Source organism: Actinospineispora acaciae DSM 45401, assembly GCF_000620785.1.
GTDB classification, from domain to species: domain Bacteria; phylum Actinomycetota; class Actinomycetes; order Mycobacteriales; family Pseudonocardiaceae; genus Pseudonocardia; species Pseudonocardia acaciae.
On the sequence record NZ_JIAI01000002.1, the window covers coordinates 111135 to 123552 of the forward strand.

Here is a 12418-nt window from a genome sequence, read left to right on the forward strand (position 1 = left end):
CCGGGAGTGGGACGGCACACTATGCACCCGTGATCAAGACGTAATTGCGCCGTGATCAGGCAAGATAAGCGCGCGATGTGACATTGCATCGGCGGCGGTCGTCCAAGTGAAGCGGCCGGCGGCGTGTGCTGTACTTGCGGCATGGTTGCCGGGCCCCGGCTCCTGAACGTCGTCGACGTCGAAGCCACCTGCTGGCCGTCGCGGCCACCGCCGGGCCAGGTCAGCGAGATCATCGAGATCGGCCTGACGGTGGTCGACGTCGACGCCGGGGAGCGCATCGGTCGGCATCGAATAGTGGTCCGGCCTCGGCGATCGACCGTGAGCGCGTTCTGCACCGAGCTGACCGGCCTCACCCGGTCGGAGGTGGACGCGGGCGTCGAGTTCGCCGAGGCGTGCCGGCGGGTGATCGACGATTACGCCGGTCGCGATCGCGAATGGACGAGCTGGGGAGATTACGACCGCAAGCAGTTCCAGCGCCAGTGCACGACCGACTATCCCTTCGGCGCGCGCCATATCAATGCGAAGTCGCTGTTCGCCGCCTCGTTCGGCCTGTCCCGCCCGGTCGGCATGGCGCGCGCCCTGAAGATCGCCAACATTCCGCTGGAGGGCAGGCACCATCGCGGCGAGGACGACGCCTGGAACATCGCCGCCCTGGTCCTGCACCTGGCCGCTCGCGGCGACTGGCCGAGGTGCGGTCAAGGCGCGGCACGCTAGTCCGGGATGCCGATGGCGCGTTCCTTGCGGCGGCGCTGTTGGGCGATGACGGCGATGAGCAGCAGCGTTCCCTGGGCGACGTTCTGCCAGAACGTGTTGATGTTGAGCACGTTCATGCCGTTCTCCAGGAAGCCGAGCAGCACGATCGCGAGCACCGCGCCGAGCACGCCGCCCCGGCCGCCGCGCAGCGACGCCCCGCCCAGCGCGGCCACCGTGACCGCCTTGAGCTCGAGGCCGTCCACCGAGCCGGTCTGCTGGCCGAAGCCCTGCCGGGCCATCAGGATCACGCCGGCGATCGCGCACACGAAGCCGACAACCAGGTAGACCGCGAGCACGTAGCGGTTGATGCTTACCCCGGCCAGCCGGGCGGCCGTGGGGTTGCCGCCGATCGCATAGATGTTGCGGCCGATGTCGGTGAACAGCAGCAGGAACGCTAGCGCGAGCGCGACGATGACCAGCACGAACAATTGGGTGGGCAGGCCGGCCACGCTGCCGCGCTGGATGAAGATGAAGATCGCGTTCGAGCTGAAGCCGCTGCCGATCGCGCCGCCGTTGGACATCACCTGGCCGATGCCCTTGAACGCGGCCAGGGTGGCCAGCGTGGCGATGAACGGGTTCACCCGGCCGTAGATGATCAGCAGCCCGTTCACCAGCCCGCAGGCCAGGCCGATGCCGAGCGCGGCGAGCACGGCCAGCGCGCCGTTCTGGCCGGTGTGCGTCCAGACCAGGGCGCCGGCCACCGAGGTCAGCCCGACGATCGAACCGACCGAGATGTCCAGCCCGCCGACGATGATCACGAGCAGCTCGACCAGGCCGGTGAGGCCGAACAGGATGATCGTGCCGGTCACCGCGACGCTGAGGTTGTTCCAGGTCAGGAACGCGGGCTGGCGGGAGGTGACGAACACGGCGATCAGCACGATCACGGCGAGCAGGATCAGGTTCTGGACCCGGTCGGCGTGGGTGAGAACGCCCAGCGCCCGCAAAACCGACCGACGGTCGGTCTGTCTTGGCGCGGTGGTCGCCTCGGTCGCGGCGGTGGCCGCGTCGGCGCCGTCGCCCCGGCCGCCCGCCGCCGCCTCCCGCTCGGTCACGTCGCTGCGCTCGGTCACGTCGCCCCCTTCTCGGCCGGCTCGCACACCCGGTGTGTACCCCGCACACGCACTGAAACGGGTGTGCGGGGGGTACGAACTGGGTGTGCGGCCAGGTCATTGGGTTAGCAGGGTGGAGAGGTCGTCGGCCATGGCTAGGGCTAGGACGGCCTCTTCGGTTGCGGTGGCGCGGGGGAGTTCGCCGGTGATGCGGCCGTTCTGCATGACGATGATCCGGTCGGCCAGGCCGAGGACCTCGGGCAGCTCGGAGGAGACCATCAGGATCGCGATGCCCGCGCCGGCCAGCTCGTGGATGATCGCGTAGATCTCGGACTTGGCGCCGACGTCGACGCCACGGGTCGGTTCGTCAAGGATCAGCAGCGCCGGGTTGCGCGCCAGCCAGCGGGCCAGCACCACCTTCTGCTGGTTGCCGCCGGAGAGGTTGGAGACCGGGTACTCCATCCCGGGCGTGCGCACCCGCAGCCGCTCCAGGAACCGGGCCACGGTGGCCCGCTCCCGGCGCCGGCTGATCACCCGGCCACGGCGGAGCTGGTCGTAGATCGCCGCCGCGGTGTTCTCCCGGACGCTGCGCTGCAGGAACAGCGCCTCGGCCTTGCGCTCCTCCGGGGCCAGCCCGATGCCGGCGCGCACCGCGTCCCGGGGCGAGCCGAACCGCCGCCCGATGCCCTGGAACACGATCGACCCACCGGTCACCGGCTCGGCCCCGACCAGCGCACGAACCAGCTCGGAGCGCCCGGCGCCGACCAGCCCGGCCAGCGCCACGATCTCCCCGGCCCGCACCTGGAACGACACGTCCCGCACATCGGCCGACGACAGCGAGTGCACCTCCAGCACCACCTCGCCGGGCTCCGGCCGGGGCACCTCGTCGTGGAACAGGCTGGCCAGGTCGCGCCCGACCATCATCCGGATCAGCTCCGCCTCGGACAGCTCGGCCGCCGGCCTGGTACCGACATGCGAGCCGTCGCGCAGCACCGCCACCCGGTCGGCGAGCGCGAACACCTCCTTGATCCGGTGGCTGACGTAGATCACCGCCACGCCCTGCTCGCGCAGCCGGCGGATCAGCGCGAACAGCAGGTCCACCTCGGTGTCCGACAGCGACGAGGTGGGCTCGTCGAACGCGATCACCCGGGGCTGGTCGGTGAGCGCGCGCAGGATCTCCACGAGCTGGCGCTGTGCGGGCGTGAGCTTGGATCCGAGCGTCTCGGGGTCGAGCACCTGGCCGAACCCGTGCCGCACGATCAGCTCGCCGGCGCGCGCGACCAGCTCGGCGCGGCGGAACAGCCGGCGCCGGGACGGCAGCGCGCCGACGAAGATGTTCTCCGCCACGCTGACGTGCGGGATGATCTCCGGCTCCTGGGCGACCACCCTGACCCCGGCCGCCCGCGACGCCGTCGGGTCGGCGAACCGCACGGCGGAGCCGTCCAGCTCGACCGAACCCGAGTCCACCGGCAGCGCCGCGACCAGAACCTTGAGCAGCGTGGACTTGCCCGCGCCGTTCTCGCCCATCAACGCGGTGATCTCGCCGGCCCGGAACTCCACGGTCACGTCCCGCAGCGCGCGCACCGGCCCGAAGCGCTTGCTCACGCCGCTCATCCGCAGTGCTACCGGGGTCACGATGGGCTCAGGTGCACTTCAGCGTCGTCGACCCGGCGGTGCCGGCGTCCACGATCTGGGTCTTGGCGATGGTCTTGGGCGGCAGCGGGGTGCCGTTGCGGATCTTGGCGACCAGTGCCTTCACCGCGTCGCCGCCCACGTCGTGCCCGTCGATGTAGAGCGCGGACACGAAGCCGTCCGGCGTCGCACCCGGCTGCCAGGACTTGCACGCGATGTACGCGCCGAGCCCGACGCCCACCACGTTGTTCGCCGGCACCTTGGCGTTGGCCAGCGCCTGCAGCACGCCGGAGACGTTCTCGTCGTTGCAGCCCATGACCACCCAGTTCTTGATGTTCGGGTTGCCGGTGATCACGCCGGACGCGGTGCTCTGCGCGCCGTTCACGCTGTTGTCGGTGCCGACCTCGATCGCGGTGCCCTTGCCGCCGCCCTCGGCGAACCGCTGCTTCTCCCCGCGCACCCGGTCCTGGCACACCGTGAGGTCCTGCTTGTAGGCGTACAGCACGCCGGTCTCCGCCGGGTTCCAGCCCTTGCCGGCCACCCGCTTGGCGGCCTCGGTGCCCACCTTGGAGCCCATGTCATAGCCGTCGAACCCGACGAACGGCACCTCGGCCCCGCTGCCGTCGTTGATCGAGTCGTCGGAGGCCACCATCGGGACACCGGACGCGCTCACCGCGTTCGCCACCTGGGGGCCGATCTTCTGGTCGGGCACGACGATCGCGATGCCGTGCACCTTCTGGCCCACCGCCGAGTCGGTCTCGGTGACCGCCTTGTTGGCGTCCTGGCCCAGGTTGACGATCTTGACGGTGACCGTCGAGCCCGGCTTGGACAGCTCCTTGGCGGCGGCCTGGGCGCCGGCGGCCTCGTCCAGGAAGTACTGCTGGTCGCCCTGTTTCTGCAGGTAGGCGATGGTGATGTCGCCGGAGATCGGCGCGGCGTTCTGGCCCGACGGGCCGGACTGCTGGCCGCTGGAGCACCCGGTGGCCAGCGCCGTCATCAGCACGGCAACGCTCAGGGTGCCCACGACCACGGGGAAGCGGGACAGTCTCATCGGGGGTGCTCCTTTGCACGGCCGTGCCGGTGTACTCGAAGTCTGGGGTGCAGCATCACCGACGTAGTACGCCAAAGTCAACATTTTCGAACAGATAGGCGCAGAAACTGTGGCTGCTGACGCCCAAGTGATGTTCGATATTGTTGACTTTCCGTGACCTGGTGGACATCATGACCGCATGACCACGCCCCCTCGCCCGCCCCGTCCGGGCTGATGCTGGCCAGGCAGCGCCAGCAGCTCATCCTGGACGAGGTGGCTCGCAGCGGCGCGGTCAAGGTGGCCGACCTGGTGGCCGCGTTGGGCGTCTCGGACATGACGGTCCGCCGCGACATCGGCGAGCTGGCCGGGCGCGGGCTGGTGGACCGGGTGCACGGCGGCGCCGCGCTGCCCCGGATGGCCAGCGTGCACGAGCCGGGCTTCGCCACCAAGGCCACCCAGGAGGTGGAGGCCAAGACGGCGATCGCGCGGGCGGCGGCGTCACGGGTGCCGGCCGGAAGCTCGCTCGGGGTGTCGGCGGGCACTACCACGCACCTGGTCGCCACCCAGTTGCTGGACGTCCCGGACCTCACGGTGGTGACCAACTCGCTGCCGGTCGCCGACGAGCTGCACCGCAACCGGCGGGTGGAGCAGACGGTGCTGCTCACCGGCGGCATGCGGACCCCGTCGGACGCGCTGGTCGGACCGCTCGCGGTGGCCGCGCTGCGCGGCATCCACCTGGACCTGCTCATCCTCGGCGTGCACGGCATGGACCCTCGCGCCGGCCTGACCGGCCCGAACCTGTTGGAGACGCAGACGAACCGGGCGCTGATCGAGGCCTCCCGGCGGATCCTGGTGGTGGCCGACCACACCAAGTGGGGCGTCGTCGCCCTGCAGACCACCGCCGCCCTGACCGAGGTGGACATCATGGTCACCGACGACCGGCTGGACGGCGCCGCGCGCGAGCAGCTCACCGGGCTGGTCGGCGAGCTGGTTGTCGCGGCATGGTGAGGACCAGTCCGGACGTGGTGAGGGTGCGCAAGACCTCGACCCGGCTCGCCGACGGCCGCGAGCTGATCTACTTCGACGACCGGGAGCCGTACCTGTCCGGCGCGGCCACCCGCGAGGTGCCGGACACCCGGGCGCTGCCCGCGAGGGACACCGTCTCGGAGATCCGCCTCGACGTGCTGACCGGCGAGTACGTCGCGATCGCCGCACACAGGATGAACCGCACCTACATGCCGCCCGCCGAGGAGAACCCGCTCGCGCCCAGCCGCCCCGGCGAGCCGCCCACCGAGATCCCGGCGGCGGACTACGACGTGGTGGTCTTCGAGAACCGGTTCCCGACGTTCTCCGGCGGGAACGGGCGCTGCGAGGTGGTCTGCTTCACCAGCGATCCGACCGGCAGCTTCGCCACCCTGTCCGAGCGGCGGGCGCGCACCGTGATCGAGGCCTGGGCGGACCGCACCGCCGAGCTGTCCGCGCTGCCGGCCACCCGCCAGGTGGTGCCGTTCGAGAACCGCGGCGAGGAGATCGGCGTCACCCTCACCCACCCGCACGGCCAGATCTATGCCTACCCCTACCTGCCGCCGCGCACCCAGGCCCTGGTCCGTCGTGCCCGCGAGCATTTCGAGGAGACCGGCCGCTCGCTGCTCGCCGACGTGCTGGCCGCCGAGCGCGAGGCCGGGGAGCGGATGGTGCTGGGCGGCCAGGCGTGGAGCGCCTATGTGCCGAGGGCGGCGAAGTGGCCGCTGGAGGTGCACCTCGCGCCGCACCGCGACGTCCCCGACCTGACCGCGCTCACCGACGCCGAGCGCGCCGAGCTGGCGGTGCTGTACCTGGAGCTGCTGCGCCGGGTGGACAGGTTCTTCCCGGGCGTGGCGCGCACGCCGTACATCGCGGCCTGGCACCAGGCCCCGGTCGGGGCGGACCGCGAGCTGGGCCGCCTGCACCTGCAGCTGTTCTCGCTGATGCGGGCGCCCGGGCGGATGAAGTTCCTGGCCGGCTCGGAGTCCGCGATGGGCGCCTGGATCAACGACACCACCCCGGAGCTGATTGCCCGGCGGCTACGCGCGGTAGCGTCTTAGCCCCTTGACGCTTAGCTCGGAGGAGTGGCCGGCCGTGATCGAGTGGCATCCGCCGTCGTCGGTCGCGTCCGCGCGGGCGGCGGCCGGGCTGTTCGCCAAGGCGTTCTCCGGTGAGCCGGTGGGGGTGTGGTCCGCGCCGGGGCGGGTGAACCTGATCGGCGAGCACGTGGACTACGTGGGCGGGATCTGCCTGCCGTTCGCGCTGCCGCAGCGCACCTGGGCGGCGGTGCGGCCGCGTGCGGACGGTCGGTTGCGGCTGGTGTCCGGGCAGCGCGACGAGCCGTGGAGCGGGGCGGTCGCGGACATCCGCCCGGGCTACCCGACGGGCTGGGCGGCGTACCTGGCCGGGGTGGTGTGGGCGATGGTCGCCGAGGGCGTGCTGCCGGCCGCGTTCGGCGGCGCGGACGTGGCGGTGCACTCCGACGTGCCGTTGGGCGCCGGGTTGTCCAGCTCGGCGGCGCTGGAGTGCGCGCTGGCGGTGGCGCTGGCGGAGCTGTGCGGGCCGTGCCCGCCGTCGGCGGTGCGCGCCGAGCTGGTGCAGGCGTGCATCCGGGCGGAGAACGAGATAGCGCTGGCCGCGACCGGCGGCATGGACCAGGCGGTGGCCCTGCACGCCCGGGCTGGTCACTGCCTGCGGCTGGACTGCGCGACCGGCGAGGCGGACGCGGTGCCGCTGTCGCTGCACTCGGCCGGGCTGGCGCTGCTGGTGATCAATACGAACGCGCCGCATCGGCTGGTGGACGGGCAGTACAGGTCTCGGCGTGCGGTGGTGGATCGAGCGACGCGGTTGTTGGGGGTGACCTCGCTGCGGCGGGTGGCGTCGGTGGCCGACGCGGTGGCCGGGCTCGCGGCGGTCGGCGAGGACGACCCGATGCTGCTGCGCCGGGTCCGGCACGCGATCTCCGAGACGGCGCGCGCGGGCGAGGCGGCGTCGTTGCTGGCCTCCGGGCGGTTGGCCGAGCTGGGGCCGTTGCTGGACGCCTCGCACGCGTCGCTGCGGGACGACTACGAGGTGAGCAGCCCTGAGCTGGACGCCGCGGTGACCGCCGCGACCGAGGCCGGCGCTCTGGGCGCCCGGATGGTCGGCGGCGGGTTCGGCGGGTCCGCGATCGCCCTGGTCCACGAGTCGCGGCTGGACTCCGTGGCGAACTCCGTAGCCACCGCGACCGCCCGCGCCGGCCTCCCGACGCCGAGCTTCCTGCGCGCCGAACCCGCCGGCCCCGCCGCCCGCGAATGGGGCCCGGCTTAGCTTTGCCCGCGCTCCAGGTCCCGAAGCGCGTTGGTGATCAGCTCGCGGGCTTCTGGGCCGAAGACGGCGGACTGTTGCAGCCTGGCGAACGCCTTGGCGTAGATCGCGATCTCCCTGGGCTGGGTGATGGTCAGCGCGGCCGAGAAGGTTTCGACCATGACCATACGGTCGTCGTACATAATGAAGCCCTCGTTGGGAAAAATCTTGCGCGATGCCATCGAGGGGACGATGCCCAGGCTGACGCGGTGTAGCCTCGCTACGCTCAGCAGCCTGTCGAGTTGGCCCGCCATGGTTTCTCTACCGCTGACCTGTGTGCGTAGAGCCTGCTCTTCCAAGACCGTGAGAAATCGGCGATCGCCGTTGTACAGCACATATTGGCGTTCCATGTGTGCGGCCAGTGCGAGATCGACATCATCTGTGATATCCATGAAATCGATGGCCTCGGCCATCAACGCCGCCGCGTATTCAGCGGTTTGGAACAGGCCCGGGATCAGCATCGGCCGGTAGATTCGGAACAGTCGAGTCCGCAGGTATCGCTCGTTGCCGGCCTCCTGCAGCCGCTTCATTCCCCCGTGCAGCCGGCGACGCCACTCGACGTACATCGACTCGATGGACCGGACGGTGGCGATCAGGTCGGCAATCTGATCCTCGGCATTGCAGTGCCGGCACCACACGCGCAGGTCCTTCTCCGTCGGAGCCTGCGTACCATGCTCGATCTTGGAAATCTTGGTGAAGTGCCACCCCGCAAGCGCGGCGAGAGCACGCCCGGTGAGATCGGCGTCCTTGCGGATCTCACGCAGGCGTGCTCCCAGCGCCTGTCGTGCTCTGTCAGCGGGGTTGGTAGTCACTATGTGGAGTGGCAATCTCCCAGACGGCGTCGAAGGCCGAGTGACACAGCTTGATCACGGCGGGCTCGGTGACGAACTCCTTGCCCGCCGAGCCGCCATCCCCCGTGAAGTGGTTGAACATCACCGTCTTGTCGTCGAACAGCCAGAAGTCGTTGCCGGGCAGCGCGATCCCCGAAGCCAACCGTCGCGGCAGCCATCGGACCTCCTCACCGGCTTCGACGTTCTGGTACGTGCCCTCCCACTCGTAGCGAATGTAGTCGGTGACCGGCTCGGAGACGATCCGCGCCCGGCGTACCACGGCACCCCGCTGCCTGGCGTCGCGGATGATCGTGTGCCAGGGCCGCCACCAGTCTTCCTTGGACATCGGGCGTACCTGCTCGCCGGCCCGCCACCGGGCCAGCCGGTCCTTCTCTTCGTCGACCGCGTACCAGTCCCGCATCTCCAGGTGATAAGCGAAGCGCTCGAATGAGCTGAATATGTCCTTCCGCTGCTCAGGCGTCAGTCTTTGCATGCTGCTCCTCCACGGCCCGGCGAAGCGCCGACGAGACCTCGACCACGGTTTCGTGGTCGGGCAACCTCAGTTGGGCCAGCGCCTCCGCGTCGGTCACCTTACGGCCTTTGATGATGTAGGTGTCGTGATCGGTACGGATAACGGTCGGTGGTTCGGCTTGCTCATTGTCGATGAGGTCGCTCTTGGACAGGAAGGACATCAACTTTCTGGTTACCTCCACGCAGGTCTCGTCGGCGTCGAGGTCGAGCTGGGCGAGGATCTCGACGTCGTTCACCTTCCAGCCCTGCACGAGATGCGAATTCCGCGAGGTATCGTACAGTGTTGGTGAGTCGTCGATCGGAGAGTCCTTGCCGAGGAAGCGCAGTCTCACGATTGTCCTCCGGTTTGCCGGCGTCCGGCTGATTGCCGAACCGCCGCGCCAGCCTGTTCCTTCCGTTTAGGCGGTGTCAAGCATTGCGACCAGTCCGAGAAACACGCCGCAACATCCTTTGGAAAAAGAATAGCGGAGTGCTACCGATTGCGGTCGGCCGCTGCGAGAGCGGGCCTGCGAGATGGATGGTCCGACGGCTGTGGTAGCAAGGCCGCTCGGGTTCGGGCTTCGGTGGAGGAGCGGTCGGTGGCGGAGAGAGCGGCGGTCGGGCTGGTCGCGGGTACGGAGGACGCCACGCCGCTGTTGTTCAGTGTGGCGATCGCGGACGGGGCGTACCTGCAGCTCGACGACGTGGTGGTCACGGTGCGGCAGGTCGCGGGCGTGGGGCCGGTGCTGGCGTCCGGGGTGGTCACGCAGGTACGAGCCCGGCACGAGGGGGCCAGCTTCGGCTCGGACGTGTTCCTGATCAACGAAGGCGTACTCCCAGCGCAGGTGCAGGAGATCGCCGAGGTCACCACGACCAGGGTCGACCCGGAGTGCTACGTCCCGCCGCGCCCGGGCGAGCCGGTGCACCGCGCCGTCGGGGAGGAGCGCGCGCAGGCGCTGTACTTCGACCGGATGGAGCGCAAGGTCGCCGCCGGGATGGGCCGCGACGGCGAGCCGATCTACCTCAACCTGGAGTTCCTGGACGGCACCCGGGGCGGGCACGTGTCGATCAGCGGCGTCTCCGGCGTGGCGACCAAGACCAGCTTCGCGCTGTTCCTGCTGTACTCGATCTTCCGAGGCGGCGCGCTCGGGAACCGGGCGGTGAACGCGAAGGCGCTGGTGTTCAGCGTCAAGGGCGAGGACCTGCTGTTCCTGGACCACGCCAACCGCCGGCTCACCGACCCCGAGACCGGCCCCGGCCTGCGCGACGCGTACGGCCGGCTGGGGCTGCCGGCCGAGCCGTTCCCCAGCGTGGGGTTCTTCGCGCCGCCGACGCCCGAGGACCCCACCGGCCGCCCGTACGTCACCGGCCGGACCAGCGGCGTCGGGGCGTTCTGGTGGACGCTTCGGGAGTTCTGCGCCGAGGAGCTGCTCAGGTTCGCGTTCGCCGACGCCGAGGACGAGCGCAACCAGTACACGTCCGTGATCCACCAGGTGGCGACCAGGCTGCGGCGCGACGCGATGCCGGCCGGCGTGGACGGCGCGGTGAGCGTCGAGGGCCAGTTGCTGCGCACCTACGCCGACCTGGTCGGGTTCGTCTCGGACAAGCTGACCGACGAGGACCATTCGGTGCGCGCGCCGTGGGCCGGCCCGGTCACCGGCACCGGGACGATCAACGCGTTCCTGCGCCGGCTGCGCTCGTCGCTCAAGCCGCTGGGCACGATCGTGCGCGGCGACCTGCCGGACACCCCGGGCCGGCGGGTGAGCACGGAGGGGCAGCAGGTCACGGTCGTCGACCTGCACAACCTGCCGGAGCGCGCGCAACGCTTCGTGGTCGGCGTGGTGCTCGCCGCCGAGACCGCGCGCAAGGAGGCGGCCGGCCCGGGCGGGCTGCTGTTCACCATGATCGACGAGCTGAACAAGTACGCGCCGCGCGAGGGCAGCAGCCCGATCAAGGAGGTGCTGCTGGACATCGCCGAGCGCGGGCGGTCGCTGGGCATCATCCTGGTCGGGGCGCAGCAGACCGCCAGCGAGGTGGAGCGGCGGATCGTGGCCAACTCCTCGATCAAGGTCGTCGGGCGGCTGGACCCCGCCGAGGCCGGGCGCCCGGAGTACGGCTTCCTGCCTGCCTCGCAGCGCGGCCGGGCCACGCTGGCGCGGCCGGGCACGATGTTCGTCTCCCAGCCGGAGATCCCGGTGCCGCTGGCCGTGGAGTTCCCGTTCCCGGCCTGGGCGACCCGGCTGTCGGAGAGCGCCGGCGAACCGGCCCACGCCCCGTCCACCGGCGGCGGCGCCGAAGGCGGGAACGGAGCTCGCGCAAGCGGCGGCGCGAGCGGGAACGGCGCCGTGCGCGACCCCCTCCGCCGCCTCCCCCCGGTGGACGACCCACCGCCGTTCTGAGCCGCGCGGCGGTGTGCTGAAACGCGCGACTCGGTGTGCTGAAACGCGCGACTCGCGCTGACGAAAACCCCGACTCGCCCTGACGGAATCCGCGACTCGCGGGCGCCTAGGACGGGAGGGTGAACGGGCGGAGGAGGCCGGTGTACGGCTTGGGTGGGGGTGCGGCGTAGTCGGTGCGAGCGCTGGTACGGAGTTGCATGGTTACGAGCGACTGGACGGTCAGGACCGCGGCGCGGACGCCGTCGACCACGGGGACGCCCAGTTCGGCGGTGAGCTTGTCGGACCACTCGCTCATCCCCGCGCAGCCCAGGACGATCGCGTCCGAGCCGTCGGTCTCCAGCGCGGACCGGCACGAGTCGAGGACCGTCTGGACCGCGGCGGGGTCGGTGTCCAGGGCGAGCGGCGGGATGCCGCAGGCGTGCACGCCCCGGCAGAACCGGCGCATGCCGTAGCGCTCGGCCAGGTCCCAGGCCCGGCCGCAGGTACGGGCCAGGGTGGTGACCACGCTGAAGCCCCGGCCCAGGAACGACGCGGTGTGCATGGCGGCCTCCGCGATCCCGACCACCGGCCCGCCCGCCAGCTCGCGCGCCGCGTCCAGCCCCGGGTCGCTGAAGCAGGCGATCACGTACCCGTCGCTGCCCTCCCGTTCCCCGGAGGCGATCGACGCCAACAGCCCGGGCACGCTCAGCGCCTCGTCGTAGCTGCTCTCCACGGACGCCGGCCCCATCGGCGGGCACACCACCCGCACCTCGGTACCCGGCGGGGCGACGGCCGTGGCGCCGGAGGCGATCGCCTGGGTCATCTCGTCGCTGGTGTTGGCGTTGATGACGGTGATGAGCATGGGGC

At 70.8% G+C, this 12418-nt stretch carries 12 protein-coding genes; 5 read left to right on the plus strand and 7 right to left on the minus strand.

Annotated elements, in window-relative coordinates:
• Window positions 1–141: 141 nt before the first annotated feature.
• Window positions 142–714, plus strand: a complete 573-nt coding sequence (locus N912_RS0110080) for a 3'-5' exonuclease (RefSeq protein WP_028922324.1) — start codon at window positions 142–144, stop codon at window positions 712–714.
• Here the strand turns inward: N912_RS0110080 and N912_RS50875 are convergent.
• The 3 genes from N912_RS50875 to N912_RS0110095 form a co-directional block, all read right to left on the minus strand.
• A complete protein-coding gene (locus N912_RS50875) occupies window positions 711–1823 on the minus strand; it encodes an ABC transporter permease (RefSeq protein ID WP_245645235.1) in 1113 nt (370 codons plus the stop codon). The genes N912_RS0110080 and N912_RS50875 overlap by 4 nt on opposite strands.
• 96 nt (window positions 1824–1919) lie before the next feature.
• Window positions 1920–3416, minus strand: a complete 1497-nt coding sequence (locus tag N912_RS0110090; RefSeq protein WP_037064112.1) for a sugar ABC transporter ATP-binding protein — start codon at window positions 3414–3416, stop codon at window positions 1920–1922.
• 28 nt (window positions 3417–3444) lie between these two features.
• Window positions 3445–4485, minus strand: a complete 1041-nt coding sequence (locus tag N912_RS0110095; protein ID WP_028922326.1) for a substrate-binding domain-containing protein — start codon at window positions 4483–4485, stop codon at window positions 3445–3447.
• Between the two features lie 213 nt (window positions 4486–4698).
• Here N912_RS0110095 and N912_RS0110100 point away from each other — a divergent pair, with 213 nt between their 5' ends.
• Genes N912_RS0110100 through galK form a run of 3 tightly spaced genes read left to right on the plus strand, consistent with a single transcriptional unit; the run spans window position 4699 to window position 7797 of the window.
• Window positions 4699–5472, plus strand: a complete 774-nt coding sequence (locus tag N912_RS0110100) for a DeoR/GlpR family DNA-binding transcription regulator (RefSeq protein ID WP_028922327.1) — start codon at window positions 4699–4701, stop codon at window positions 5470–5472.
• 23 nt (window positions 5473–5495) lie between these two features.
• Entirely contained in the window at window positions 5496–6548 is a 1053-nt protein-coding gene (galT, locus tag N912_RS0110105; RefSeq protein WP_211261253.1) for a galactose-1-phosphate uridylyltransferase, read from the plus strand.
• A gap of 34 nt (window positions 6549–6582) precedes the next feature.
• Window positions 6583–7797: a galactokinase gene (galK, locus tag N912_RS0110110; RefSeq protein WP_028922329.1), complete on the plus strand. Its 1215-nt coding sequence runs from the start codon at window positions 6583–6585 to the stop codon at window positions 7795–7797.
• Here the strand turns inward: galK and N912_RS0110115 are convergent.
• Genes N912_RS0110115 through N912_RS65680 form a run of 3 tightly spaced genes read right to left on the minus strand, consistent with a single transcriptional unit; the run spans window position 7794 to window position 9526 of the window.
• Window positions 7794–8645, minus strand: a complete 852-nt coding sequence (locus N912_RS0110115) for a helix-turn-helix domain-containing protein (protein ID WP_028922330.1) — start codon at window positions 8643–8645, stop codon at window positions 7794–7796. The genes galK and N912_RS0110115 overlap by 4 nt on opposite strands.
• Entirely contained in the window at window positions 8626–9156 is a 531-nt protein-coding gene (locus tag N912_RS0110120; RefSeq protein WP_037064114.1) for a DUF6879 family protein, read from the minus strand. Before N912_RS0110120 ends, N912_RS0110115 begins: the two co-directional genes overlap by 20 nt.
• Window positions 9137–9526, minus strand: coding sequence for a hypothetical protein (locus N912_RS65680; protein ID WP_028922332.1), 390 nt, complete (start codon window positions 9524–9526; stop codon window positions 9137–9139). Before N912_RS65680 ends, N912_RS0110120 begins: the two co-directional genes overlap by 20 nt.
• Before the next feature lie 246 nt (window positions 9527–9772).
• Between N912_RS65680 and N912_RS50880 the strand changes: the two genes are divergently transcribed.
• Window positions 9773–11572, plus strand: a complete 1800-nt coding sequence (locus N912_RS50880) for an ATP-binding protein (RefSeq protein WP_156993370.1) — start codon at window positions 9773–9775, stop codon at window positions 11570–11572.
• Window positions 11573–11678: 106 nt separating this feature from the next.
• Here N912_RS50880 and N912_RS0110135 read toward each other — a convergent pair whose 3' ends face one another.
• Window positions 11679–12413: an aspartate/glutamate racemase family protein gene (locus N912_RS0110135; protein WP_028922333.1), complete on the minus strand. Its 735-nt coding sequence runs from the start codon at window positions 12411–12413 to the stop codon at window positions 11679–11681.
• Window positions 12414–12418 lie beyond the last annotated feature (5 nt).